The sequence below is a fragment of the Arthrobacter sp. SLBN-112 genome, from assembly GCF_006715225.1.
GTDB lineage: Bacteria > Actinomycetota > Actinomycetes > Actinomycetales > Micrococcaceae > Arthrobacter.
In genome coordinates this window covers 3602672-3628219 of record NZ_VFMU01000001.1, presented here as the reverse complement: position 1 = coordinate 3628219, position 25548 = coordinate 3602672, and the positions used below count along the sequence as shown (strand labels likewise).

23 protein-coding genes and 3 tRNA genes are annotated in these 25548 nt (G+C 66.5%); 17 read left to right on the top strand and 9 right to left on the bottom strand.

What is annotated here, in order from left to right; all coding sequences use genetic code 11:
- Window positions 1-84: 84 nt before the first annotated feature.
- The 3 genes from FBY33_RS16670 to FBY33_RS16660 are packed head-to-tail and all read left to right on the top strand — an operon-like array spanning window position 85 to window position 3304.
- Window positions 85-1254 carry a Gfo/Idh/MocA family protein gene (locus FBY33_RS16670; protein ID WP_142031503.1) on the top strand — a complete coding sequence of 390 codons (1170 nt, stop codon included), beginning with the start codon at window positions 85-87 and terminating at the stop codon, window positions 1252-1254.
- Window positions 1254-2468: a dihydrodipicolinate synthase family protein gene (locus FBY33_RS16665; protein ID WP_142031502.1), complete on the top strand. Its 1215-nt coding sequence runs from the start codon at window positions 1254-1256 to the stop codon at window positions 2466-2468. The genes FBY33_RS16670 and FBY33_RS16665 overlap by 1 nt, the downstream gene beginning before the upstream one ends.
- Window positions 2465-3304: a sugar phosphate isomerase/epimerase family protein gene (locus FBY33_RS16660; RefSeq protein WP_142031501.1), complete on the top strand. Its 840-nt coding sequence runs from the start codon at window positions 2465-2467 to the stop codon at window positions 3302-3304. Before FBY33_RS16665 ends, FBY33_RS16660 begins: the two co-directional genes overlap by 4 nt.
- 115 nt (window positions 3305-3419) lie before the next feature.
- Here FBY33_RS16660 and xylB read toward each other — a convergent pair whose 3' ends face one another.
- Together xylB and xylA are read right to left on the bottom strand one after the other, a co-directional pair.
- Window positions 3420-4853, bottom strand: coding sequence for a xylulokinase (gene xylB / locus FBY33_RS16655; RefSeq protein ID WP_142031500.1), 1434 nt, complete (start codon window positions 4851-4853; stop codon window positions 3420-3422).
- Window positions 4854-4856: 3 nt separating this feature from the next.
- On the bottom strand, window positions 4857-6044 hold the full coding sequence (xylA, locus tag FBY33_RS16650; RefSeq protein ID WP_142031499.1) for a xylose isomerase: 1188 nt from the start codon (window positions 6042-6044) through the stop codon (window positions 4857-4859).
- Window positions 6045-6191: 147 nt separating this feature from the next.
- On the opposite strand from xylA, the gene FBY33_RS16645 reads away from it, so the two are divergent.
- Window positions 6192-7418: an ROK family protein gene (locus FBY33_RS16645; RefSeq protein WP_142032979.1), complete on the top strand. Its 1227-nt coding sequence runs from the start codon at window positions 6192-6194 to the stop codon at window positions 7416-7418.
- A 51-nt stretch (window positions 7419-7469) separates the two neighbouring features.
- Here FBY33_RS16645 and FBY33_RS16640 read toward each other — a convergent pair.
- Window positions 7470-7542: transfer RNA gene (locus FBY33_RS16640), tRNA-Arg, on the bottom strand.
- A gap of 206 nt (window positions 7543-7748) precedes the next feature.
- On the opposite strand from FBY33_RS16640, the gene FBY33_RS16635 reads away from it, so the two are divergent.
- From FBY33_RS16635 to ettA, 3 genes are all read left to right on the top strand, one after another.
- Window positions 7749-8300 carry a single-stranded DNA-binding protein gene (locus FBY33_RS16635; RefSeq protein WP_142031498.1) on the top strand — a complete coding sequence of 184 codons (552 nt, stop codon included), beginning with the start codon at window positions 7749-7751 and terminating at the stop codon, window positions 8298-8300.
- 190 nt (window positions 8301-8490) lie between these two features.
- Entirely contained in the window at window positions 8491-9057 is a 567-nt protein-coding gene (locus FBY33_RS16630; RefSeq protein ID WP_142031497.1) for a DUF6993 domain-containing protein, read from the top strand.
- A 61-nt stretch (window positions 9058-9118) separates the two neighbouring features.
- Window positions 9119-10801, top strand: a complete 1683-nt coding sequence (gene ettA, locus FBY33_RS16625; RefSeq protein WP_056336225.1) for an energy-dependent translational throttle protein EttA — start codon at window positions 9119-9121, stop codon at window positions 10799-10801.
- Between the two features lie 136 nt (window positions 10802-10937).
- Here ettA and FBY33_RS16620 read toward each other — a convergent pair whose 3' ends face one another.
- Window positions 10938-11858 carry an acyl-CoA thioesterase gene (locus tag FBY33_RS16620; protein ID WP_142031496.1) on the bottom strand — a complete coding sequence of 307 codons (921 nt, stop codon included), beginning with the start codon at window positions 11856-11858 and terminating at the stop codon, window positions 10938-10940.
- A gap of 63 nt (window positions 11859-11921) precedes the next feature.
- Between FBY33_RS16620 and FBY33_RS16615 the strand changes: the two genes are divergently transcribed.
- Window positions 11922-12581, top strand: coding sequence for a hypothetical protein (locus FBY33_RS16615; RefSeq protein ID WP_142031495.1), 660 nt, complete (start codon window positions 11922-11924; stop codon window positions 12579-12581).
- Window positions 12582-12624: 43 nt separating this feature from the next.
- Here the strand turns inward: FBY33_RS16615 and FBY33_RS16610 are convergent, their stop codons facing one another.
- Both FBY33_RS16610 and FBY33_RS16605 read right to left on the bottom strand, forming a co-directional pair.
- Window positions 12625-13083 carry a globin gene (locus FBY33_RS16610; protein ID WP_142031494.1) on the bottom strand — a complete coding sequence of 153 codons (459 nt, stop codon included), beginning with the start codon at window positions 13081-13083 and terminating at the stop codon, window positions 12625-12627.
- A gap of 1 nt (window position 13084) precedes the next feature.
- Entirely contained in the window at window positions 13085-13768 is a 684-nt protein-coding gene (locus FBY33_RS16605) for a mechanosensitive ion channel family protein (RefSeq protein WP_142031493.1), read from the bottom strand.
- Window positions 13769-13835: 67 nt separating this feature from the next.
- Here FBY33_RS16605 and FBY33_RS16600 point away from each other — a divergent pair, with 67 nt between their 5' ends.
- Window positions 13836-14834: an NAD-dependent epimerase/dehydratase family protein gene (locus FBY33_RS16600; RefSeq protein ID WP_142031492.1), complete on the top strand. Its 999-nt coding sequence runs from the start codon at window positions 13836-13838 to the stop codon at window positions 14832-14834.
- Here the strand turns inward: FBY33_RS16600 and FBY33_RS16595 are convergent.
- Together FBY33_RS16595 and pepN are read right to left on the bottom strand one after the other, a co-directional pair.
- Window positions 14831-15304: an OsmC family protein gene (locus tag FBY33_RS16595; protein WP_142031491.1), complete on the bottom strand. Its 474-nt coding sequence runs from the start codon at window positions 15302-15304 to the stop codon at window positions 14831-14833. The two genes, FBY33_RS16600 and FBY33_RS16595, sit on opposite strands and share 4 nt — an antisense overlap.
- Window positions 15301-17874 carry an aminopeptidase N gene (gene pepN, locus FBY33_RS16590; RefSeq protein ID WP_142031490.1) on the bottom strand — a complete coding sequence of 858 codons (2574 nt, stop codon included), beginning with the start codon at window positions 17872-17874 and terminating at the stop codon, window positions 15301-15303. The genes FBY33_RS16595 and pepN overlap by 4 nt, the downstream gene beginning before the upstream one ends.
- 172 nt (window positions 17875-18046) lie before the next feature.
- Here pepN and FBY33_RS16585 point away from each other — a divergent pair, with 172 nt between their 5' ends.
- From FBY33_RS16585 to FBY33_RS16575, 3 genes are all read left to right on the top strand, one after another.
- Complete coding sequence (locus FBY33_RS16585) at window positions 18047-19066, top strand: hypothetical protein (RefSeq protein ID WP_142031489.1); 1020 nt, start codon at window positions 18047-18049, stop codon at window positions 19064-19066.
- A gap of 87 nt (window positions 19067-19153) precedes the next feature.
- Entirely contained in the window at window positions 19154-19648 is a 495-nt protein-coding gene (locus tag FBY33_RS16580) for a ribose-5-phosphate isomerase (protein WP_056336236.1), read from the top strand.
- On the top strand, window positions 19648-20607 hold the full coding sequence (locus FBY33_RS16575) for an Fpg/Nei family DNA glycosylase (protein WP_142031488.1): 960 nt from the start codon (window positions 19648-19650) through the stop codon (window positions 20605-20607). Before FBY33_RS16580 ends, FBY33_RS16575 begins: the two co-directional genes overlap by 1 nt.
- A 162-nt stretch (window positions 20608-20769) precedes the next feature.
- Here the strand turns inward: FBY33_RS16575 and FBY33_RS16570 are convergent.
- Window positions 20770-20843: transfer RNA gene (locus tag FBY33_RS16570), tRNA-Gly, on the bottom strand.
- 131 nt (window positions 20844-20974) lie between these two features.
- Here FBY33_RS16570 and FBY33_RS16565 point away from each other — a divergent pair.
- The 5 genes from FBY33_RS16565 to clpX all read left to right on the top strand — a co-directional run bounded on the left by FBY33_RS16565 (window position 20975) and on the right by clpX (window position 25534).
- Window positions 20975-21049: transfer RNA gene (locus FBY33_RS16565), tRNA-Pro, on the top strand.
- Between the two features lie 81 nt (window positions 21050-21130).
- On the top strand, window positions 21131-22525 hold the full coding sequence (gene tig, locus FBY33_RS16560) for a trigger factor (RefSeq protein ID WP_142031487.1): 1395 nt from the start codon (window positions 21131-21133) through the stop codon (window positions 22523-22525).
- Window positions 22526-22758: 233 nt separating this feature from the next.
- A complete protein-coding gene (locus FBY33_RS16555) occupies window positions 22759-23382 on the top strand; it encodes an ATP-dependent Clp protease proteolytic subunit (RefSeq protein ID WP_142032969.1) in 624 nt (207 codons plus the stop codon).
- A gap of 36 nt (window positions 23383-23418) precedes the next feature.
- Window positions 23419-24078 carry an ATP-dependent Clp protease proteolytic subunit gene (locus FBY33_RS16550; RefSeq protein WP_018769476.1) on the top strand — a complete coding sequence of 220 codons (660 nt, stop codon included), beginning with the start codon at window positions 23419-23421 and terminating at the stop codon, window positions 24076-24078.
- Window positions 24079-24253: 175 nt separating this feature from the next.
- Window positions 24254-25534: an ATP-dependent Clp protease ATP-binding subunit ClpX gene (gene clpX, locus FBY33_RS16545; protein WP_056336242.1), complete on the top strand. Its 1281-nt coding sequence runs from the start codon at window positions 24254-24256 to the stop codon at window positions 25532-25534.
- Window positions 25535-25548: the final 14 nt, after the last annotated feature.

The window sequence follows — 25548 nt, the reverse complement described above, 5'->3', positions numbered from 1 at the left end:
AAAGCGCGCCGTGCATTATTGAAGTAGTGGGAACGCGCTTTCCCAATCAGCTTGAGTACATTGCTCACTCACCGTGGAGGACACATGGGCTTCGAAACCAAAACAATCCGCATCGCCATGAACGGCATTACCGGCCGGATGGGCTACCGCCAGCACTTGCGGCGCTCCATCCTTCCCATCCGCGACGCCGGCGGCTTCACCCTCGAGGACGGCACCCGGGTCCAGGTTGAACCCATCCTGGTGGGCCGCAACGAGGCCAAGATCCGCGAACTGGCGGAAAAGCACAAGGTCTCCGAATGGACCACCGACCTGGACGCCGTGATCAGCGACCCCACTGTCGACGTCGTCTTCGACGCCTCCATGACCAGCCTCCGTGCCGCCACCCTGAAGAAGGCCATGCTGGCCGGCAAGCACATTTTCACCGAAAAGCCCACGGCCGAAACCCTCGAGGAAGCCATTGAGCTGGCCCGGATCGGCAAGGAAGCCGGCGTCACGGCAGGCGTAGTCCACGACAAGCTGTACCTCCCCGGCCTGGTCAAGCTCCGCCGCCTGGTGGACGAGGGCTTCTTCGGCCGCATCCTCTCCATCCGCGGCGAGTTCGGCTACTGGGTCTTCGAAGGCGACATCCAGGCGGCCCAGCGTCCGTCCTGGAACTACCGCAAGGAAGACGGCGGCGGAATGACCACTGACATGTTCTGCCACTGGAACTACGTCCTCGAGGGCATCATCGGCAAGGTCAAGAGCGTCAACGCCAAGACTGCCACCCACATCCCCGCCCGCTGGGACGAGGCGGGCAAGGAATACAAGGCCACCGCCGATGACGCTTCCTACGGCATCTTTGAACTCGAGACTCCGGCCGGGGACGAAGTCATCGGCCAGATCAACTCCTCCTGGGCAGTGCGTGTGTACCGCGACGAACTGGTGGAGTTCCAGGTGGACGGCACGCTCGGTTCCGCCGTCGCCGGCCTGAACAAGTGCGTGGCCCAGCAGCGCGCCCACACCCCCAAGCCCGTCTGGAACCCGGACCTGCCCGTCACGGAGTCCTTCCGTGACCAGTGGCAGGAAGTGCCGGCCAACGCTGAGCTGGACAACGGCTTCAAGCTGCAGTGGGAGGAGTTCCTCCGCGATGTTGTGGCCGGCCGCGAGCACCGCTTCGGCCTGCTCTCCGCAGCCCGGGGCGTCCAGCTGGCCGAACTGGGCCTGCAGTCCAATGACGAACGCCGCACCATCGATATCCCGGAGATCACCCTCTAATGACGTCCCTTATCCTTCCCTCCGAAGACGGCGGCACCAGGGAATACCGCCTGCGGGGCGGCACCACCTGGACCCGGCCCACGGCGCCCCTGACCGCACGGCGCGCCTACGCAGCCGCCCACGTCATCCCCGAGGTCCTGGCCGACAACACGCCCGGTGCCCCTGCCCGCCTGGACTGGGACGCCACCATGGCGTACCGCCACGAACTGTGGTCCTACGGGCTGGGCGTAGCCGACGCCATGGACACCGCCCAGCGCGGAATGGGCCTGGACTGGGCCGCAACGCAGCAGCTGATCAAGCGCACGGGAGTGGAGGCCGCGTCGGTGGTTTCCGCCAACAACCCGGCCACCGCCGGCAAATCCGTCCGGGACCTGGTCTCCTGCGGCGCCGGCACCGACCAGCTGGACATCGACGCACTGCCCTCCGGCGAAGCGGGCATCAAGGCGGTGCTCGAGGCCTACCGCGAGCAGATCGCCGTGATCAGCGAGGCGGGCCCCAAAGTCATCCTGATGGCCTCCCGCGCCCTGGCCAGGGTTGCCGCCGGCCCCGAGGACTACCTGAGGGTCTATTCCACCCTGCTGCAGGAAGTGGACCAGCCGGTCATCCTGCACTGGCTGGGCACCATGTTCGATCCAGCGCTGGCCGGCTACTGGGGCTCCGATGATGTTCCGGCCGCCACCGAAACCTTCCTGGGCCTCATCAGGGACAACGCGGACAAGGTGGACGGCGTCAAGGTCTCGCTGCTGGATGCAAGCCACGAGGTTGCCCTTCGCGCAGCACTGCCCGAGGGCGTCCGCCTCTACACCGGCGACGACTTCAACTACCCGGAGCTGATCGACGGTGACGGCAGCCATCACTCAGACGCCCTGCTGGGCATCTTCGCGGCGATCTACCCGGCCGCCTCGGTGGCCCTGCAGAACTACGACGCCGGCAACCCCGCGAAGGCACGGGAAATCCTGGACTCCACCCGGGAACTGGGCAAGCACATCTTCAGCGCCCCCACCTTCTACTACAAGACCGGCATTGCGTTCATGTCGTGGCTCAACGGCAAGCAGCCCGGCTTCCAGATGGTGGGCGGCCTGCACTCCGGCCGCTCGGTCTGCCACCTGGCCAGGACCTTCGAACTGGCCGATCAGGCCGGCCTGCTGAAGGACCCCGCACTGGCTGCATTCCGGATGTCCGACTACCTGCGCATCAACGGGGTGGGAGTATGAGCGACTTCTCCCGCCTTTCCATCAACAGCGCCACCACCAAGAAGTGGACGCTTGCCCAGGTGGTGGAGGGCTGCGTCAACGCCGGAATCCCTGCCATCGGCCCCTGGCGGGACCGGGTGGAGGAAGCCGGCCTGGACAAGGCCGCCCGCCTGATCAAGGACGCCGGGCTCCGGGTTTCGTCCCTGTGCCGCGGCGGATTCCTCACCGCGGCGGACGCCGAAGGCCAGGCCGCGGCCCTCGCTGACAACCGCGCCGCCATCCTCGAGGCGGTGGCACTGGACACCACGGAACTGTTCCTGGTGGTCGGCGGCCTGGCGCCGGGGGAGAAGGACGTGGTGGCGGCACGCCGGCGCGTGGCGGACCGGCTCGCCGATCTGGTGCCCTTCGCGCGGGACCACGGCGTCCGCCTGGTGCTGGAACCGCTGCACCCGATGTACGCCGCGGACCGGGCGCTCATTTCCACCCTGGGCCAGGCCCTGGACCTCGCAGCGCCCTTCGACGCTTCAACGGTGGGGGTCGCCGTCGATACCTTCCATGTCTGGTGGGACCCCGCACTGAAGGCGCAGATCGAACGCGCCGGCAGGGAAAACCGCATCGCCTCCTACCAGGTGTGCGACTTCAACATGCCGATCGCGGCCGATCCCTTGCTGTCCCGCGGCTACATGGGCGACGGCGTGGTGGACTTCGCGACGATCGGCACCTGGGTGCGCGACGCCGGCTACACCGGCGACATCGAAGTGGAAATTTTCAATCAGGAGATCTGGGACACGGACGGCAACACCGTCCTGGCCACAGTGAAGGAGCGCTACGCGGAGCTTGTCCTCCCGTACGCCTGACCTGATCCAGACCGCGGGCTCCTGCTACGTCACGGCAGGAGCCTGCGCCCCACATGGAAGGACCCGGACCCGAGGTGGATGCACCACCGCCGGTCCGGGTCCTTTTCCTTCTCTGCTACTTATTGCTGTCCCGGGTGTACAGCGAGGCGAACCTCCGGTACCTGGCCAGCACGCCGCCGTCGTCCGTCCCCTGCGGAAGGTCGACGGCGTCAGCCGCCCAGGCGGGGAAGCGTCCGGTGAGTGCCGCCGCTGCCTGGCGCGCCGCACCGTCGGCAACGTACTCCCCAGGTTGTGGCACGGTGATGCGTGTTCCCAGCAGGCCCGCTGCGACTTCCTGTACGGCGGCCGACTGGGCGCCTCCGCCCACCAGGAGGATCCTGCGGACAGCCACACCCTGGGCCTGCAGCGCGGCCAGGCCGTCGGCCAGGGAACAGACCACGCCTTCGACGGCGGCGCGCGCCAGGTTGGCGGGGGTGTAGTTGGCCCGGGTAATGCCATGCAGGGAACCGGTCGCATCGGGCAGGTTGGGCGTCCTCTCCCCGTCAAGGTAGGGGACCAGGGTGAGCCCTCCGGCGCCGGGACCTGCTGACAGGGCCAGCCTGTTGAACTCCGGCAGGTCCACGCCCAGCAGGGCAGCCGTGGCATCGAAAACACGGGTGGCGTTCAAGGTGCAGACCAGCGGCAGGTAATGCCCGGCAGCGTCGGCAAACCCCGCCACGAGTCCGGACGCATCTGCCGCCGGCGTCTCCGAAACTGCAAAAACAGTACCGGATGTGCCCAGGGACATCACGACGTCGCCCAAACCCGCACCGGCTCCGAGCGCGGCGGCCGCGTTGTCCCCGGCACCGGCAGCCAGAAGGCTGCCCTCCGGAGTGCGTCCGGCCGCCGCCAGCGGGCCAAGTACCTTGGGGACGGCCGGAACATGGCCGAGCGCCGCGGACAGGACGTCCGGAAGGTACCTGCCCTCCGCCGTCGAGTAGTACCCCGTGCCTGAGGCGTCAGAGCGGTCCGTGGCAAGGGCTGCCAGTCCTTCGGCCCCACTGCCCGGGCCGAAGCCCGCAAGCCGCCAGGTCAGCCAGTCATGTGGAAGGCAGACAGCGGCCACCTTCGCCGCATTCTCAGGTTCGTTCGCTGCCAGCCAGCGCAGCTTGGTCACGGTCAGTGAGGCAACGGGAACAGTCCCGGTGGCACGCGCCCAATACTCCGCTCCGGCGGCGGGGTCACCGCCGCCGGCACTCCTGATGAGCTCCACGGCCGCCCCGGCGCTGCGGGTGTCGTTCCACAGCAGCGCCGGGCGGATCACGGCACCGTCGCTGTCCAGGCAGACCATGCCATGCTGCTGGCCGCCCACCGAGACAGCGCTGACGTCATCCAGCCCGCCGGCGTCGGCCACCGCCTTTTGGAGGGCGGTCCACCAATGGTCCGGATGAACCTCGCTCCCGGCAGGGTGCGTGGCACGGCCCTGGCGGACCAGTGCTCCGGTGTCCGCATCGCGGACCACCACCTTGCAGGATTGGGTGGAGCTGTCGATGCCTGCGACGAGCACCATGGCCTAGCGGGCGCCCAGGAGGTGTTCGATGGCGAGCTGGTTGAGGCGGACGAACGCGAAGGAGCGTTCAGCGGCCTTGTCGGCGTCGAAATCTTCGAATGCTGCGGCGTCCGCCAGCAGGTCGGCGGTGGTTTCACCGGCGCTGAGGGTGGGTTCGCCGAGCTCGAAGACGCCGGAGACCTTGAGGGCTTCCTGCACCTGGGGGTCGGCGCGGAAGGCCAGCGCCCGTTCCTTCAGCAGCAGGTACATGGCCATATTGGACTTCGCGGATTCCCAGACGCCGTCGTAGCCGTCGGTGCGCGAGGGCTTGTAGTCGAAGTGCCGGGGGCCGTCATACTTGGGGCCACCGCCGGGGAAGCCGTTTTCCAGGAGGTCGACGGTGAAGAAGGCGCTGGTCAGGTCACCGTGGCCGAAGACGAGGTCCTGATCGTACTTGATGCCGCGCTGGCCGTTGAGGTCAATGTGGAAGAGCTTGCCGGCCCACAGGGCCTGGGCGATGCCGTGGGTGAAGTTCAGCCCGGCCATCTGCTCGTGCCCGGTTTCGGGGTTCAGGCCCACAATGTCGCCGTGCTCCAGCTGGGCAATGAAGGCCAGGCCGTGGCCCACGGTGGGCAGGAAGATGTCGCCGCGGGGTTCGTTCGGCTTGGGCTCAAGCGCAATGCGCAGGTTGTAGCCCTTGTCCTTGATGTAGCCGGCGGCGGTGTCAACGCCTTCCTTCATGCGGTCCAGGGCGGCGGCGAGGTCCTTGGAGCCGTCGTATTCGCTGCCTTCCCGGCCGCCCCACATCACAAAGGTTTCGGCGCCGAGTTCGGCGGCCAGGTCAATGTTGCGCAGGACCTTGGACAGGGCGAAGCGGCGGATCGACCGGTCATTGGAGGTGAAGCCGCCGTCCTTGAAGACCGGGTGGCTGAAGAGGTTGGTGGTCACCATGGGAACTTTCAGCCCGGTTTCTGCCAGGGCTGCGCGGAAGTTCTTGAGGATGAGGTCCCGCTCCGAAGCGGAGGCCTCGAACGGGACCAGGTCGTTGTCGTGGAAGGTGATGCCGTAGGCGCCGAGCTCCGCCAGGCGGTGGACGGCTTCCACGGGATCAAGGGGAGAGCGGGTGGCGACGCCGAAGGGATCGGCACCGGTCCAGCCGACGGTCCAGAGACCAAAAGTGAACTTGTCGGCGGGGGTGGGCGAGAGAGTCATGATGCGTCCTTGCGATCGTGCGCTCCGCGGGGTTGCGAAGCTTTAGTTCATTGCCTGAACTATATGAGCGGACGTAGGCTGGGGTCAAGAGTCCAGGCTGGTATCAGCCGGAAAATGTGCGAGAAGCCTTACCTGTGGAGGTTTGTGATGGTGATGGCGGCGCCTGCAGTGGCGGGGCCGGGAGGCTCAGCCCCCGGAAGCGTGGGCGATGTCCGGCGCAGCAACCTGGCGCTGGTCCTGGGCGCGATCGCTGAGTTCCCGCCCGGCACCCACCCCAGCCGTGCCCAGGTGGCCGGTGCCACCGGCCTGACCAAGGCATCGGTGTCCAGCCTGGTGCTGGACCTCCTGGACACAGGGATCATTCGGGAGATAGGTCTCAACCCGCAGGGGCGCGGCCGGCCGGGTGTGGGGCTGGAACTCAGCCCCAGCCGGGCCGTCATGGGGATGGAAATCAACGTGGACTACATCTCCGCAGCCGTGGTGAACCTCGCCGGGTCCGTCCTGGTCCGGGAGGAGCAGGAACGCGACAACCGCAACAGCCCGGACGGGCCTGTGCTGGGCGCGCTCGCAGCCCTGGCGGCCCGGGTCCGGAGTGCGGCGGGGGAGCAGGGCGTCGAGGTCCTGGGCGGCGGCCTGGCTGTGCCCGGGCTGGTTGACCCTGCCCTGGCGCGGGTGCTCACCGCCCCCAACCTGGGTTGGGTCAACGTGGACCTCGACCTTGATGCACTGCTGCCCGAAGCTCCCCTGGGCGTGGAACTGTTCAACGAGGCCAATGCTGCAGCCCTAGCCGAACTGCGGCACCGGCCGGACGGCGCGTCTGACTTCCTCTTCGTCTCCGGCGAGGTGGGCGTCGGCGGCGGGATTGTCATCGGATCCGAGCTGTTTACTGGGCCGCACGGCCACGCCGGAGAGGTTGGGCATATTGTGGTGGACCCTGACGGAGGGCATTGTTCGTGTGGGGGAACCGGCTGCCTGGAAACGGTTGCCGGCCAGGACGCCATCTTCGCCGCAGCGGGACTGGCCCCGGATGGGGGTTCACGGTCGGTCCATATGTCCGCCCTCATGCATGCGCTGCAGGCCGGGGAGCCCCGGGCGGTATCCGCCGTCGAAGGGGCTGGCCGCTGCCTGGGGATAGCACTTGCCTCGGCCGCGCGTGTGGTCAACATAGAATCCGTGGTCCTTGGCGGCCACTTCGCTGTCCTCGAGCCGTGGCTGCGCGGCCCGCTGCTGGCGGGCCTGGAGAAGTATGCGCCGGGCAAATATGTGTCCAGCCAGGTGGCGGTGTCCCTGGTGGGCGAGTCGGGTGCCCTGCTTGGGGCAGCCGGCAGCGTGATCCGGTCCCTGGTGGAAGCACCCCACCGGCTGCACGCGTAGCAGCCAATGCGCAGCGCCCCGGTCCAAAGACCGGGGCGCTGCGCACTGCGGTGCCCCAGGAGGGAATCGAACCCCCGACCGGCGGATTAGAAGGCCGCTGCTCTATCCCCTGAGCTACTGAGGCGTTGGCTTCCGGCCATCAGGCCGGCGCCTCAAAAAGTTTACATTGCCCGGCTGCCGGCCGTGTCATCAAGCGGCCACTCCTCCTCCACATTTGCTGTCCACATAGACGTTGTCCACATAGGACAACCCGCACCTCCTGCCGGCTGTTGTCCGGCGCGATGCTGGTCTTGCCTGCTACAGGCGCCACCATCCAGACAGGACGTAGACATGAGCGAATCGATCACCATCCGGGGCTTCGTGGCCACGGAGATAACCAGTTCCACCACGCCGGGGGGAGTGGCAACAGCCTCCTTCCGCATCGGCTCCACCACACGCCGTTTTGACCGGGAATCCAGGACCTGGGGTGACGGGCACACCAACTGGTTCACCGTGCAGGGCTACCGTCAGCTTGCCGGAACCCTGGGCTGCAGCATCAGGAAGGGCCAGCCGGTCATCGTGGTGGGCAAGCTGAAGATCCGCACGTGGGAAAAGGACGGGCGGGTGTACCACTCCACCATCATCGACGCCGATGCCGTAGGGCACGACCTCACCTTTGGATCGGCAAACTTCATCCGGACCGCTTCCAGGCCGGCGCTCTCCCTTGTGGAGCAGCCACCGGCCCCGGACGACGCTCCCGGAATCGACCAGGACCTGGACGAACCGGAAGACCGCGAAGACGAAACCCCCGAAGACCAAGGCCATGCGGCTGTTGTCATCGAGGACAACGACGGCGGCCTGGCCTCCCTTGACCTTGAAACGGGGGAACTCGCCGAGGTCTAGGAAAGAAGCATCAGGTATCAGCGTTCCCATCCAGTCCCGGGCGGGCGGAACGGCGGCACCCCCGGCCGTCTTCCGCCCGCCCGCCCAATGCCTGGCGTGCGTATGGCCATCGGCGCCCTTCGGTTTCGGCGGCTCCAGCAGGTGTCAGCCGCCCAGCCGGTCCGTGCCGGCACCATGGCACAATGACACCATGCGTCCCACCCCTTTCCGCCGGCAGAACAACCGCGCCGGTGCAGCACTCGCATGCGCCGTCCTGGCCAGTCTCCTGTCAGGCTGTGTTGCCGGTCCCTCCGCGAACGGACCGGCAAACGAGGACAGCAGCGGCGGGACATCATCTCCGGCCACGGCCGCCGGAACGGATGCGAAGGGGCCGACCGCGCAGGCCACGAACCCTGCGGTGCAAGGCGCCGGCGCCAGCAGTGAAGCGCTGGCCAACACATCCGGGGGTGCGTCAGCGGCCGCAGCTGCCGCAACCGACACGGTGGAACGGACCGTGACGGATACCCTGACTAAACTGGCCACGGGAACGCCGAAACCGGCCTCTGCTCAGGTCAGCGACGCCCTGACCGGAGCGGGCATCGCACCGGCGGCGCTCCAGGTCTCGCAAAGCCGGACTCCCACCGGACTGGAGGCGGACGCCATCGAAGCGGCCGTGCTGGAGGGCAAGGACTGCGTCATTGGGCAGGTGCGTGAAGGCACCGTGACCGTTACAGTCCTTCCGGTACTGGCCAGCGGCAAGTGCTTCGTGGGTTCCTGATCCAGCCGACCGGTCTGCTGCAAATGTGAGATCTGCCCGCCAACCCACTAGATTTGAGACCATGGCGGAATTTATCTACACAATGACCAAGGCCCGCAAGGCCGTTGGCGAAAAACTCATCCTTGATGACGTAAGCATGTCCTTCTTCCCGGGCGCCAAGATTGGTGTTGTGGGCCCGAACGGTGCCGGTAAGTCCACCATCCTCAAGATCATGGCCGGGCTGGACCAGCCCTCCAACGGTGAGGCCCGGCTCAGCCCCGGCTACAGCGTGGGCATCCTGCTCCAGGAACCGCCCCTGAACGAGGAAAAGACCGTCCTGGGCAACGTCCAGGAAGGCGTGGGCGAGATTTACGGCAAGATCCAGCGCTTCAACGAGATCTCCGAGGAAATGGCCAGCCCCGATGCTGACTATGACACCCTCCTCGAGGAGATGGGCAAGCTGCAGGAGGCCATCGACGCCGCCGACGCCTGGGATCTTGATTCCCAGCTGGAGCAGGCCATGGACGCCCTCCGTTGCCCGCCGGCCGACGCCGATGTCACCAACCTGTCCGGCGGTGAGCGCCGCCGCGTGGCGCTCTGCAAGCTCCTCCTGCAGAAGCCCGACCTGCTGCTCCTCGACGAACCCACCAACCACCTGGACGCCGAGAGCGTGCTGTGGCTGGAACAGCACCTTTCCAGCTACCCCGGCGCCGTCCTCGCCGTCACCCACGACCGGTACTTCCTGGACCACGTGGCGGAATGGATCGCCGAAGTGGACCGCGGGCACCTCTACCCGTACGAAGGCAACTACTCCACCTACCTGGAGAAGAAGCGCGCCCGCCTGGAGATCCAGGGCAAAAAGGATGCCAAGCAGGCCAAGCGCCTCGCCGAGGAACTTGAGTGGGTCCGGTCCAACGCCAAGGGCCGCCAGACCAAGTCCAAGGCCCGTCTGGCCCGCTACGAGGAAATGGCCGCCGAAGCGGACCGTACCCGCAAGCTTGACTTCGAGGAAATCCAGATCCCGCCGGGACCCCGCCTGGGTGGCCTGGTGCTGGAGGCGAAGAACCTCCAGAAGGGCTTCGAGGACAGGACCCTGATCGACGGGCTGTCCTTCACCCTGCCCCGCAACGGCATCGTGGGCGTCATTGGCCCCAACGGCGTGGGCAAGACCACGCTGTTCAAGACGATCGTGGGCCTGGAACCCCTGGACGGCGGCGATCTCAAGATCGGCGACTCCGTCAAGATCTCCTACGCCGACCAGAGCCGCGGCGGCATCGACCCCAACAAGACCCTGTGGGAGGTTGTCTCCGACGGACTGGACTTCATCCAGGTGGGCAACGTCGAGATGCCGTCCCGCGCCTACGTGGCCGCCTTCGGCTTCAAGGGCCCTGACCAGCAGAAGAAGGCGGGTGTCCTGTCCGGTGGTGAGCGGAACCGCCTGAACCTGGCCCTGACGCTGAAGCAGGGCGGAAACCTGCTGCTCCTCGATGAGCCCACCAACGACCTCGATGTCGAAACCCTCAGCAGCCTGGAAAACGCGCTGCTCGAGTTCCCCGGCTGCGCCGTGGTGGTCTCGCACGACAGGTGGTTCCTGGACCGGGTGGCCACCCACATCCTGGCCTACGAAGGTGACGAGGAGAACCCCTCCAAGTGGTACTGGTTCGAGGGCAACTTCGAATCCTACGAGGAGAACAAAGTGGAGCGCCTGGGTCCCGACGCTGCCAAGCCGCACCGCGTCACCCACCGCCGCCTGACCCGCGACTAGCCGCCGGGCGACCGGCAGCGGCCGTAAAGCAAAAAAGGAAGGCCGGCATCTGATCTGTGAACTGATCAGGTGCCGGCCTTTCCCATGCAAGGATGCCCGCCGGCGCCAGGGCTTGGGCCAGTGCCGGGCGCTGGTGCTACGTGTCCGCCGGATCGGCGGGAACGCGCACCATTCCCTCCTGCGCCACGGTGGCCACATGCTGGCCGTCCCGGCTGAAGATCCTGCCGGTGGCCAGGCCGCGTGCGCCTTGCGCGCTGGGGGACTCCTGGACGTAGAGCAGCCATTCATCCACGCGCGCCGGGCGGTGCCACCACATCGCGTGGTCCAGGCTGGCAACGTTCATGCCGGGGGTGATCCAGCTCAGCCCATGCCGCCGAAGGATGGATTCGAGCAGCGTGTAGTCGCTGGCGTAGGCCAGGGCGGCACGGTGCAGGTTGGTGTTGTCCGGCATCGGGCCGAACGTCTTCATCCAGACGGCGTTGCGGGCCTCCCGCGGCCCCTCGGCCGAAACGTACAGCGGCGGATCGACATGGCGGATGTCGAAGGGCCGTTCATAAGCCCAATGCCGCGCCACGGGATGGTCGAACCTGCCCAGCAGGTCCGCGGTGCTGGGCAATGATTCCGGGTCCGGGATTCCTTCCGGCATTGCCAGCGAATGCTCAATCCCTTCGTCCTCGCCCTGGAAAGAGGCAATCATGGACAGGATGGGTACCCCGTCCTGGTAAGCGTGGACGCGCCGGGCGGAAAACGACCGGCCGTCGCGCAGCCGCTGCACACCGAAGGTAATGGGCTTGTTGGCGTCGCCGGGCCGCAGGAAGTAGCCGTGCATGGAGTGGACGAATCGTTCACGATCCACTGTCCGGATGGATGCGACGAGTGACTGCGCCAGCACCTGTCCGCCAAACACCCTGTGGTGCGGCTGCCGCTGTGAGGGGCCCAGGAAAATGTCCTCGTCCGTCCGGGCGCCCTCAAGCTCACCAAGGTCCAGCAGTTCGATCAGCGATGAGGTGGGGTCTCCGCTTGGCGGGGCCAGGAGTCCGGCTTCGGCTTCAGTCATGGTCCGACTCTAGACGGCGCCCGGGGAGCCACTCAACCGGAGCGCAGCCGGTAGTGTTTAGGTGTGTCTGAACTTCTCACCTCGTCCTTCCGTTTCGCCGATCCCCGGGATCTTGCCGACCTGAGGACGTTCGCCACCAGGGCCAAGGCCATCGACGACGGCGCCATCCGCCTGCAGGCAGCCGGTTCCGTGCTGGCCGCCTACGTGTGTGTCCTCCGGCCCAGGCTCCTCGGCGAATCGACCCCCACCATCCTGGGCCTGCGCACCATGGCGCTTGCGGAACCATCCGCAACGGATGTCACCGTTGCCCTGTCCGCCGTCCTGGACCGGCTGGCACGTGCGGGGGAGAACGACGTCGAATTGCCGGTTCCGCCAACCACCGTCACCGAATCATGGACGGGAGTGGGCGCCCCACGGGGCGGATGGGAGTTGCTGGGGGCTGTCAGTGATGCCGGCTTAAGGGTGGCGGCGGAGGCGGGCATCGCGGAGGTGGCAGGGATTGTGCCGGATAAACCGGGCGCCCTTATCGTGAACAACGCCCGGGCGGCTGTTTGGGGCCGGGAACTGGACGGCACCGGCCTGCCCGCGGGAGCGGCCTTCGCAGCTTTCGCACTGGGCTTCCTGGCCGACGGCGACCAGAAGCTGTACCGCGCCGGCCGCTGGTTCCGGCTTACCGGTCCACGCGGGCACGTCCTGGCACGGACCGGCAGCGGCCTGCTGTAGCTGAAAGCGGCCGGAACCATTCCAGGTCCCGGCCGCCCGGCAATCAGTCCTCTGAAGCGCTGTTTACCATGGACAGCGCCGCCCGCTCCATGTACTCCCACAACGTGCCCTCGTACAGCGGTGGCAGCTCCAGGGCGTCCACGGCCGTGCGCATGTGGAACAGCCAGCGGTCCTTGGCCTCGGGCGTCACCTTGAACGGCATATGCCGCATGCGCAGGCGCGGGTGTCCGCGCTCCTCGCCATAGGTTGTGGGCCCGCCCCAATACTGCTCCAGGAACATCAGGAAGCGGCGCTTTGCCGGGGCCAGGTCCTCCTCCGGATACATCCGCCGGAGCAGCGGATCCGTGGCCACGCCGTCGTAAAAGACATCGATGAGCTTCACGAACGTCTCGTGGCCGCCCACCGCGTCATAGAAGCTGTCGGTGTAGCCTGGCTTGCTGAAGGGGTCGTTCTGAATCAACTGGGGCCGCTGCCCCGGGCGCGGTTCGATGGGAAGCGACATGCTATTCCCCGGCTTTCTGGTCTGTCTTCTTGGTATCAACATGGGCCGAGCCCTGGTCGGTGGTCCCGTCGTCGGACTCGTGCAGCGGAACGTACCGTCCCTGCGAGCGGTTGCCCACCCGGAGGATCTCGCCGTTGCGCAGGTACCAGATGGCGCCGTCGTCGGAGCGGACGCGGGTGATCCGCAAACCCATGGACTCCACCACGCCCACCACCTCGCTGGTTTCGATGATGTCGCCGATCCCGTACTGGTCTTCTATGGTAATGAAAATGCCGGCCAGGAAGTCGCGGATCAGCTGCTGGGCGCCGAAGCCAATGGCAACACCCAGGATGCCCACGCTGGTCAGCAGCGGAGTGATGTCGATGTCCAGGTTCTGCAGCACGTACATTCCGGTGATGATCACCACCAGCACGCCCACCACGCTGTTCAGCAGCGAACCGATGGTTTCGGCGCGCTGCACCCGCCGCTCATGGTCCAGGGCGCGGATGGCCGGCGCCACCCATTTAAACATGGGCTTTTTGAAGAAATTGCTTCCGGCAGCGATGCGCCTGGTGATGCGGGAGATGATGAAGGTGGCTACCAGCCAGACGGCGACGCCGATGCCGAGGCTGATCACGATGCCCGGGACGCTGATGCCGTCCGGCTGGGTGTTGGCAGGGGGAAGGATGGACAACATGCTGACCATGGGTGGAAATAGCTCCTAGCGGTATTGCTCTGTTCTCTTTCAACCCTAGCCCCCGTAGCGTGGGGCAATGCGCATTCTGATCCTCGGCGGAACCGTCTTCCTCTCCAGGGAAATCGCCAGCCAAGCGGTTGCGGCAGGGCATGACGTGACGTGCCTGGCACGGGGAACATCGGGCGAACCGCCGCAGGGCGCCCACTGGGTCAGCGCCGACCGCTCAAGGGGCCCGGCGGCCTACCCGGAAGTTGCCGGCGAATGGGACGCCGTGATCGAGGTTGCCCGGGATCCCGAGCCTGCCCGGCAGGCACTGGCCGGCCTTGCGGAGAAAGCAGCGCACTGGACCTTCGTCTCCAGTTGCTCGGCGTACGCTGACCATTCCGTCCCCGGAGCCGCGGAAGGCGCGGAGCTGCTGCCTGCGCTGGCCCCAGCGCAGCGGTCCACTCCGGAAAACTACGGCGAGTCCAAGGTGGCCATCGAAGAAGCCACCTTGGATGCAACAAACGGCAGGGCCCACCTGTGCAGGGCGGGCCTGATCAGCGGCCCCGGCGACCCCACCGACCGCTACGGCTACTGGCCCGCCCGCTTTGCCCGCAACTCCAAGGCGGTACTGGTCCCGGACATCGGCCACCACCCCACGCAGGTGATCGACGTCCGTGACCTGGCGGCCTGGATCCTGCTCGCGGCAGAGGAAGGGATAACCGGTCCACTGAACGCCATGGGGGACCAGGTGTCCTTTGCCGAACTCATCAGCGCCTGCCGGGCAGCGTCCGGCGCCAACAGCACCATCATCACCGCCGGTGAAGAGTGGTTGGCGGAACACGGCGTCAACTACTGGTCCGGTCCGGAGTCCCTTCCGCTCTGGCTCCCGCCGGGCCACGATGGCTTCATGGCCCGCAGCAACCGGGCGGCCAGGGCCGCAGGAATGGTGCTGCGGCCCTGGCAGGAAACCCTGGCGGACACGTTGGGTGATGAACGCATCCGCGGGCTGGACCGGCCCCGGAAAGCCGGCCTGTCACCTGCCACCGAACGGCGCCTCGTGGAGATGCTCCACAACGGAGGCGGAGCCTAAGCCGCCACCGTCACCGGTTGGTGCTCCACCGGGAAATTCACGCTGCGCGCGATGAAGCAGACTTGGTTCGCCTCGTGGTGCAGGGACGCCGCCAGGCCGGCCTGCCCGGGATCGGCCACCGTCACGTGCGGATGCAGCACCACCCGCTCGAACTGGCCGCTGCCGTCCCGGTTCAGCCGCATCAGCCCGGTTGCCTCGTCCCGGTAATCGGTGACTACCACGCCGTGCTTCACGGCCACATGCAGATAGGACAGCATGTGGCACTGCGCCAGCGCAGCCAGCAGGAGCTGCTCGGGGTTGTAGCGTTCCCGGTCCCCGTGGAATGTCGGGTCCGCCGAGCCCTTAAGGACCGGCAGGCCCGGAATGAGCACGTCGTGGTCCCGGGAATAGGCCCGATAGGACGAGGTGCCGTCACCCCGGTTGCCTGTCCACTGGACTGTCAGCGCATACCGGTGCTCATCAAGGCTCACTGGGGACTGCCGTCCTGGATAACATCGGCGGCCCGGGCACGCAGGGCGCGCGCAACGCCGTCGCGGTTCTCCAGCATCATCCGCCGCAGCGCGGCGCTTTCCGCCGGCAGCGACGCCAGGAATCCGTCCGTCCGGTCGATGGTGGCCTGCGTGGTCAGCAGCGCCGGATAGAGGCCGACGACGATCTGCTGGGCGAGTGCGTGGGTCCGGGTTGCCACGATGGCCGGCACGGCCGCGAAGTACTTTTCCGAGTACGGTTCCAGCAGCGTGCGGTCCAGCACGCGCATGAAGCCCGTTACCGCCGATCCCTGCAGCGCGTTGGACAGCTCTCCCTTGACCACGATGGACTCCCAGGCCGCGGCCTTCGCCTCCGGGGTGGGGATGGCCGCCTTGGCCAGCGCCGCCGCATTCTGTCCGCTGGAGGTGTTGTCCCGTGCCAGTTCGGCGTCGATGCCTTCCTGTCCCATCCGGCCGCCGGCCACCAGGGACGCCACGAGTTCCCACCGCAGGTCCTGGTCCACGGCCAGCCCGTCCAGGACTACCGACCCGTCCAGGAGGCCGGCCACCTGGTCCAGCTGGGACGCGCTGCGCGCCAGCAGCGCGAAGGACTTGATGAACTGCAGCTGGGCGTCGGACCCGCCGGGAACCTCCGAAGCCAGGTCCCACAGCCGGTCCACGGCGGCAACCGCAGTGGCTTCGCGGTGTTCTTCGGCCACATAGAAGTTGAGGGTGGTGGCCAGCTGGCGCAGCTGGACCAGGATCACCGAGGAGTCCGTTTCCGCGGCGACGTTGGACAGGATCAGCTCCACGTACTTCCGTGCAGCAGTCTCGCCGTCACGGGCGGCGTCCCATGCGGAGTTCCACACCAGGGTCCGGGGCAGGCTGTCGCCGAAATCTTTCAGGTGGGCGGTGGCGGTGGCCAGGGACTTCGCATCAAGGCGCACCTTGGCGTACGCCAGGTCGTCGTCATTGATGAGGATGAGGTCCGGCTGGACTCGGCCGGCAAGCGCCGGCACTTCGGTGCGTTCGCCGTCGACATCCAACTCCTCGCGGTGCACCCGGGTGAGCTTGCCGCCGCTGTCCAGGTTGTAGAAGCCCACGGCCAGGCGGTGCGGGCGGATGGTGGGCCACTCGGGCACCGCGGACTGCAGGATCGCGAAGGACCGCAGCTTGCCGTCGGGCTCCACGTCCAGCTCCGGGCTCAGCGTGTTCACGCCCGCCGTTTCCAGCCACTGCCGGCCCCAGTCCTCCAGGTCCCGGCCGCTGGCTTTCTCCAGCTCCACCAGCAGGTCGCGGAGTTCTGTGTTCTGCCAGGAGTGTTTGGCGAAGTATTCGCGGACGCCGGCCATGAACTGTTCGGGGCCAACCCAGGCCACCAGCTGCCGGAGCACCGAGGCGCCCTTGGCGTAGGTGATGCCGTCGAAGTTAACCTCAACGTCCTGCAGGTCGTTGATCTCGGCGAAGATCGGGTGCGTGGTGGGCAGCTGGTCCTGGCGGTAGGCCCAGGACTTCTCCACGGAGGCAAAGGTGGTCCAGGCGCTGGTGAAGGAGGTGGCTTCCACCGCTGCCAGGTGGGACATGTACTCGGCGAAGGACTCGTTGAGCCACAGGTCGTTCCACCACCGCATGGTCACCAGGTCGCCGAACCACATGTGTGCCAGTTCGTGGAGCACGGTGATGGCGCGGCGCTCGATCTGGGCGCCGGTGACCTTGCTGCGGAAAACGTAGCCTTCCAGGATGGTCACCGCCCCGGCGTTCTCCATCGCGCCGGCATTGAATTCCGGCACGAACAGCTGGTCGTACTTTTCGAAGGGGTAGGGGCAGCCGAACTGTTCCTCGAAGAACCCGAAGCCCTGCCGCGTGAGTTCGAAGATGTTCTCCGCATCCAGGTACTGCATCAGGGACTTCCGCGCGAAGACGCCGAGCGGGATGATGCGGCCGTCCGAGCTGGTGACCTCGCTGCGGACGGACTGGTACGGACCGGCGACCAGGGCCGTGACGTAGGAGGACAGGCGGGGCGTCGGCGCGAACGTCCACACGGACCGGGCCGTCCCGTCCTCCGCGGGAGCGGCCTGCACGGGTTCGGGGGTGCGGGAGTTGGAGACAACGTCCCAGTGGGAGGGCGCCGTGACGGTGAAGGCGAACGTTGCCTTCAGGTCCGGCTGCTCGAAGACGGCGAACATCCGGCGCGAGTCGGGAACTTCGAACTGGGTGTACAGGTAGACCTCGTTGTCCACCGGGTCCACGAACCGGTGCAGGCCTTCGCCGGTGTTCATGTAGGGCATGTCGGCCACCACGGTCAGCTCGTTGTGCTCCGCCAGGCCGGAAAGCTGGATCCGGACGCCATCGGACACTGTGGCGGGGTCAAGGCTGCGGCCGTTCAGGGTGACGCTGTGCACGGCCCGGGTCACTGCATCGATGAAGCTGGCTGCACCCGGCGATGCCGTGAATCTCACAGTGGTGGTACTGCCAAAGACCTCTCCGCCGCGGGTCAGGTCCAGGCTGACATCGTAGGACTCGACGGTGATCAGTTCGGCGCGCTCACGGGCTTCGGCGCGCGTCAGGTTCATACCTGGCAAAGGAGGGCCTCCAGAAAAGTTCGGCTGCCGGCCGGTGGTCCCGGTTCCGGCACTGTGATGCATTCTTCCATCCTTGGGATCCTTGGCAAGTTGCGCAGCTCACAGCCGCCTCCGTTGCCCTTAGGGCGGTTGGCCGGGCGGCCGCAGGGGTAGCGTTAAATACATGGGAAAGCTGCTGGATTCGGTGGATACGAAGGCCCTGCGCTTCGCCGTCGGGTTCCCCCTCGTCCTGGCCGCCGCCTTCGTCTACTGCGCGTCGTTGCTGCGCCCGGAGCTTCCGGAGCCGCTCGCCATCCGGTGGACGGACGACGGCGGTGCCAACTTCGCGCCCTTCGGCGCCTACGTGGGGGTCGGCGCCGCACTGATTGTCGTCGCAGGCTGGTTGGTCCTGCTGCAGGCCGTCCCGCTGGGCAGGCCGGTGATGATGCGCAGGATCATGATGGGGGCCGGGCTGTTCCTGAGCCTGTTCATTACCTCTGCCCTTGCGGCGGGCCTCATCGGGCAGACCGGGCTGGCCGATGCCCGGCAGTCGCGGGTGGACATGACCGTCCTCGCCCTCGGCAGCGGCGCGGCCGTGTCGCTGGGCGTCGCCATGGCCATGGTCTACAAAGCCGACCGGCAATGGTCGCCGGACGACGACCGGGCGCTGCAGGCCGCCATCACCAGGGAACTGGACCCCGACCTTGCCAGGGACAGTATCCGGCTCTGGGTCCACGCCAGGAGTTCGGTCTTTGTCATGATCGCCATCGCCTCTCTCTTCCCGGCGGCCCTCATCGCTTTGGCGGTGCCGTGGCTGGGAATCCTGCTGGTGGTCCTGGCCCTCGTCGGGGCCGCGTTCCTCTTCGCCCGGATCCGGGCCGACCGGCGCGGGCTGAAGGTCCTGCTGGCGGGGGTAGTCCCCGTCATGGATGTGCCCGCCGGCGCCATTTCGGATGCCAGCGCCGCGGAAGTGCGGGCCGCTGACTATGGCGGGTGGGGCTACCGCCACCACCGCGGGACCGCCGCCATGCTGGTCAGCAGCGGCCCCGCCGTCGTCGTGAGCAAGACTGACGGCCAGCGCCTGGCCGTCAGCGGCGGCAGCCAGGACTCCGCCGCACGGCTGGCCGAAGTCCTCACCCGGGTAGCCGCCAGGGCCCGCGGCGGCGGGAACACTCCACCCGCCGCAGGGCGTCCGGAGTCCTGACCGGGGCCGCTCCTAGTATCCTTATCGGTGTCGTTCCGGCCTCCACACGGCGGGCCGCCAGCTCCCACAACCGAACGGACTTTGCACGTGACTTCTTCCCCTGCCTTCCCGCGGGTCCACATCGCCACCGACCACGCAGGCATGGAGCTCAGCGCCCACCTGGTGTCCCACCTGACCGGCAAGGGATACGAGGTGGTGGACCACGGGCCCAAGGTGTACGACGCCCAGGACGACTACCCTTCCTTCTGCATCAACGCTGCCCTCGCTGTGGTTGCGGACCAGCAGGCGGGCGTCCACGCCCTCGGCATCGTATTGGGCGGTTCGGGCAACGGTGAGCAGATCGCAGCCAATAAGGTCAAGGGCGTCCGCGCAGCCCTCGCGTGGAACCTTTCCACCGCCACCCTGGCCCGCGAGCACAACGACGCCAACGTCGTGGCTGTCGGCGGACGCCAGCACACGGTGGAGGAAGCCACGGAACTGATCGAGGCGTTCCTGTCCGAGCCGTTCAGCAATGACGAGCGCCACGTGCGCAGGATCGGCAAGATTGCGGCCTACGAGGCAACCGGCGAGGTCATCGAGTAGTGCCTGAGGGCCATTCCGTCCGCAGGCTCGCGCGCCAGTTCGGCGACGTCTTCGCCGGTCACACGCTTGCTGTTTCCAGCCCCCAGGGCAGGTTCAGCGGGGGAGCGGCGCTGCTGGACGGGCATACCCTGCTCGCCGCCGAGGCGCACGGAAAGCACCTGTTCCTGCACTTCGACAACACGTTGGTGCTGCACGTCCACCTGGGCCTGTACGGTGCCTGGAGCTTCGGCGGTGACAGCACCTTCAGCGGGGCCTCCAGCATTGGTGCGCCACGGCGGGTCGGCGAGCAGGAGGATTTCGCTGACGCGGACGACGGCGGCGGCGCGCGTTACGCGGGCCCGCCGGCGCCCGTCGGGGCCGTGCGGGTCCGGCTCGCCGGGAGCCACGGCTGGGCCGATCTTCGGGGGGCCACTACCTGCGAAACCATCACCGCGGCAGAATCCCGCGCCGTCCTGGCGCGGCTGGGACCTGACCCCTTGCGGAACCTCCGCGGCGACGCCGGCCGTTTTGCCGCCAACGTCCAGGCACGGAAGACGCCGCTGGCCGCCCTGCTGATGGACCAGAAGGTGATTGCCGGCGTCGGGAACGTCTACCGCGCCGAAGTCCTGTTCCGCCGCCGGCTGGACCCCTGGCTGCCCGGAGCGTCACTCCCGGACAGCGACGTCCGGAAGCTTTGGCGCGACATTGTTGCCGTCATGGGCGACGGCGTGGCGGACGGCCGCATCATCACCACGCCGCCGAAATACTGGCCCCTCGATGGCACCACCGCAGCCAAGGCCGCCGCAGCCGGGGCGCCGGTGCCGCCCAAAAGCGCCCACTTCCCCGGCCGGGATGATGCCCACTTCGTCTACAAACGGCACGGCCTGCCCTGCAGGGTGTGCCGCACCGTCGTGCTCATCGCCGACCTGGCCGGGCGGAACCTCTACTGGTGCCCCTACTGCCAACAGCCGCGGGACTAGCCGTTCCTCTTCCGCCACGCAGAAACGGGGCACTTCGACACGGACACGCCGCCCGCCGTCGTACATTGTTGCCGTGACGCCGCCAAAGCGCCCCACGACGGTTCTTGCCGGCTCCGGCTTAAACACGAAAGGCCCCTCTGTGGAGGGGCCATTCGTTGTCTATGGAGGGGACGACGGGAATCGAACCCGCGTAATCAGTTTGGAAGACTGAGGCTTTACCATTAAGCTACGTCCCCGAAGGAAGATCCGTTTTTCGCGGAAACTCCGGGCTGGCTGTTCAAGCCGGATACAACTAAACCTAATCCATGGCCTACGTGTCAAATGTGCATTCGCGACGCGTATCACCGTAGACTTGCCTGTGCACTTACGGGGTGTAGCTCAGCTTGGCTAGAGCACCTGCTTTGGGAGCAGGAAGTCGCAGGTTCAAATCCTGTCACCCCGACTCTGCGTGACCAGGTCCGGTAGGCCTGGAGATCCATTGCGTTAGCAGAAACCAATCCCACAACCCAGGAGTACTTAGACCGTGAAGAGCGCTGTCGAGAACCTCACCCCCACGCGGGTCAAGCTCAATGTTGAGGTCCCCTTTGAGGAACTGAAGCCCAGCATCGACTCGGCCTACAAGACCGTTGCGTCGCAGATCCAGGTTCCCGGGTTCCGCAAGGGCAAGGTTCCTGCCAAGCTCATCGACCAGCGCGTCGGCCGCGGCTACGTCCTGGAGACGGCCATCAATGACGGCCTCAACGGCTGGTACCAGGCCGCCGTGCAGGAGTCGGGCATCCGCCCCCTGAGCCGTCCCGAGGTGGAGATCACCGAGGTGCCCGATCCCTCCGCCACCGACGGCGGCCTGAAGTTCGCCGCTGAGGTTGACGTCCGTCCCGAGATCGAACTCCCGGACTACTCCGGCATCGAGGTCCAGGTTGCGGCTGCGGAATCCTCCGAAGCCGATGTGGACAAGGCCCTGGACGAACTGCGCGGCCGCTTCGGCACACTCAAGTCCGTGGACCGTCCCGCAGCCGACGGTGACTTCCTCACCATCGACATCACCGCCACGATCGACGGCGAGGAAGTGGACTCCGCTGCAGGCCTGTCCTACCAAGTTGGCGCCGGCACCATGCTTGAGGGCATGGACGAGGCCGTGACCGGCCTCAGCGCGGACGAGGACGCCATCTTCGACACCACCCTGGTTGGCGGCGACCACGCCGGCGAAGCCGCCCAGGTCAAGGTTGTGGTGAAGGCCGTTAAGGAACGTGAACTGCCCGAGGCGGACGATGACTTCGCCCAGCTCGCCTCCGAATTCGACACTCTCGCCGAACTCCGCGAGGACCTGGCCAAGCAGTCCGCCGACTCCAAGATCGTGGAGCAGGGCGTTGAGGCCCGCGACAAGGTCCTGGACAAGCTGGTTGAGATGGTTGAGGTTCCCGTTCCGGACTCGGTGGTCGAAGAGCAGCTCGAAGCCCACTTCCAGGAGGGCAACGGCCACGGAGACGGCGAGCACGACACCGAGGAGCACCGCGAAGAGGTCCGCGCCAACACGGCCCGCGCCTTCCAGAACGAGATCATCCTTGACGCCATCGCCGAAAAGGAAGAAGTCAACGTCAGCCAGAACGAGCTGATCGACTACATCGTCACCACCGCCAGCCAGTACGGCATGGACCCCAACCAGTTCGCCCAGATCATCGACCAGAGCGGCCAGGTCCCCATGATGGTCTCCGAGGTCCGCCGCCGCAAGGCACTGGCCGTCGTCCTGGGCCAGGCCACCGTGACCGACGCCGAGGGCAACACCGTTGACCTCAGCGACTTCGTCCGCCCCGGCGGCGAGGAAGCCCCCGCTGCAGAGGCAGCCGACACTGACGCAACCGAAGCCCCCGAGGCCGAGGTTGTCGAGGCTGAGGACGCCACCGCAGAGGCCAAGGCCTAGTCCTTAACCACCCGCAGCAGCGGCCCCTGGATCCTTTCGATTCGGGGGCCGTTCGCGTTGGACCTCAAGCAGCACGGCGTCAATTCGGTCATCGTGCGCCGTCAGCGAACAGCCCTCGGTGCACGAACAAAACGCCGGGGAAACCGGTTAGTGTCCAAGTAGTGATTTTCAGTGATGTCACCGTCACCAGTGAGAGGTAAGTAAACATGTCACAGCACTCAGAGGCCCCCCGGATGGCGACCGTCGATCCTGCAGCCCAGGACAACTACATTTACAACCGCCTTCTCAAGGAGCGGATCATCTGGCTGGGCTCGGAGGTGCGTGATGACAACGCCAACGCGATCTGCTCGCAGCTGCTCCTGCTTTCGGCCGAGAACCCGGAAAAGGACATCTACCTCTACATCAACTCGCCCGGCGGCTCCGTCACCGCAGGCATGGCCATCTACGACACCATGCAGTTCATTCCCAATGACGTCGTGACCGTTGCCACCGGCCTTGCCGCGTCCATGGGCCAGTTCCTGCTTTCCTCGGGTACCAAGGGCAAGCGGTACGCCACGCCCAACGCCCGCGTCCTGATGCACCAGCCCTCCGGCGGCATCGGCGGCACGGCCTCGGACATCAAGATCCAGGCCGAGCTCATCCTGCACATGAAGAAGGTCATGGCGGAACTGACGGCGGAGCAGACCGGCCAGTCCGTTGAAACCATCCTCAAGGACAACGACCGCGACAAGTGGTTCACCGCCACCGAGGCCCTCGAATACGGCTTCTTCGACAAGATCGCCGCGCACGCCGGTTCGGTGTCCGGCGGCGGCGGAACGTCCAACGGGTCCTCCGGCGACCCAGCCTCCCAGAACTAACCGGCAACCAGAACACTTCGATCAGGAGCAAAGACAATGAACTACAACTTCGGGTGGTCCGCCGGCAATCTTCCGTCCAGCCGCTACGTCCTGCCGCAGTTCGAGGAGCGCACGCCCTACGGCTTCAAGCGCCAGGACCCGTACACCAAGCTGTTCGAGGACCGCATCATTTTCCTCGGGGTGCAGGTTGATGACGCCTCCGCCGACGACATCATGGCCCAGCTGCTGGTCCTTGAGTCCACCGACCCGGACCGCGACATCACCCTGTACATCAACTCCCCGGGCGGGTCGTTCACTGCCATGACGGCGATCTACGACACCATGCAGTACATCCGCCCCGAAATCCAGACCGTCTGCCTGGGCCAGGCCGCCAGCGCCGCTGCCGTCCTGCTGGCCGCCGGTACCCCGGGCAAGCGCCTGGCACTGCCCAACGCCCGAGTCCTGATCCACCAGCCGGCACTGTCCGGCGGCCAGGGCGGCCAGGCCTCCGACCTGGAGATCCAGGCGGCCGAGGTCATGCGCATGCGGTCCTGGCTCGAGGACACGCTGGCCCACCACTCCGGCCGCACGTCGGAGCAGGTCAACAACGACATCGAGCGCGACAAGATCCTCACGGCTGAAGAGGCACAGGCCTACGGCCTGATCGACCAGGTGCTTGATTCACGCAAGATCAAGCCCCAGGCGATCACGAGGTAGCAGTACGCAAAGCCGGTGCGGCCAGTTCATTTGGCCGCACCGGCCTTTTCTTTCCACCCTTGAGGGCGAATGTGACCTAGAGTGGATGTTGTCACAAACCGGCCCACTGGGGCCGGCCAACGATTTCAGCAACGGTGCAGGGCTGCCTGGCAGCAGGATACTAAGGGGTTCACATATGGCTCGGATTGGCGAGAGCACGGATCTGCTGAAGTGCTCTTTCTGTGGAAAGAGCCAGAAGCAGGTGCGCAAGCTCATTGCCGGGCCCGGTGTCTACATCTGTGATGAGTGCATCGAGTTGTGCAACGAAATCATCGAAGAGGAGCTCGCGGAGGTCGCAGACCTCGGCAGCTTTGAACTGCCCAAGCCGCGCGAAATCTTCGACTTCCTGCAGGAATACGTCATCGGCCAGGAGCCCGCAAAGCGTTCCCTCGCCGTCGCGGTCTACAACCACTACAAGCGCATCCAGGCGGGCCACGCCCCCAAGTCCGGGAGCCTGGGGGACGGCGCGCACCACGACGACGTCGAAATCGCCAAGTCGAACATCCTCCTTATCGGCCCCACCGGCTGCGGCAAGACCTACCTGGCCCAGACCCTTGCCCGGCGCCTGAACGTGCCGTTCGCCGTCGCGGACGCCACCGCACTGACCGAGGCCGGCTATGTGGGCGAGGACGTGGAAAACATCCTCCTCAAACTCATCCAGGCCGCAGACTATGACGTCAAGAAGGCCGAACAGGGCATCATCTACATCGATGAGATCGACAAGATCTCCCGCAAGAGCGAGAACCCCTCCATCACCCGTGACGTTTCCGGCGAGGGCGTGCAGCAGGCGCTCCTCAAGATCCTGGAAGGAACCGTCGCCTCTGTCCCGCCCCAGGGCGGACGGAAGCACCCGCACCAGGAATTCATCCAGATCGACACCACGAACGTCCTGTTCATCGTGGCCGGCGCCTTCGCAGGCCTCGAAGAGATCATCGGCTCCCGCTCCGGCCGCAAGGGCATCGGCTTCGGCGCGCCACTGAACGAGGCCAGCAAGAAGATAGACTCCTACGGCGAAGTCATGCCGGAGGATTTGCTGAAATTCGGCCTGATCCCGGAATTCATCGGCCGCCTCCCGGTAATCACCACGGTGTCCAACCTGGACCGGGACGCCCTGATCCAGATCCTCTCCACGCCCAGGAACGCGCTGGTGAAGCAGTACCAGAAGATGTTCCAGATCGACGGCGTGGAGCTGGTGTTCGACGACACCGCCCTGGAAGCCATTGCGGACCAGGCCCTGGAGCGCGGCACCGGTGCCCGTGGCCTCCGCGCCATCCTGGAGGAAGTGCTGCTTCCCGTCATGTTCGATCTCCCCAGCCGCGAGGACGTGGCCAGCGTGGTGATCACCGAGGACGTGGTCCTGCGGGGCGCCGAACCCACCATGATTCCGCACGTGGCCAAGCGCCGTAAGTCTGCCTGACCGAGAGGACCTTC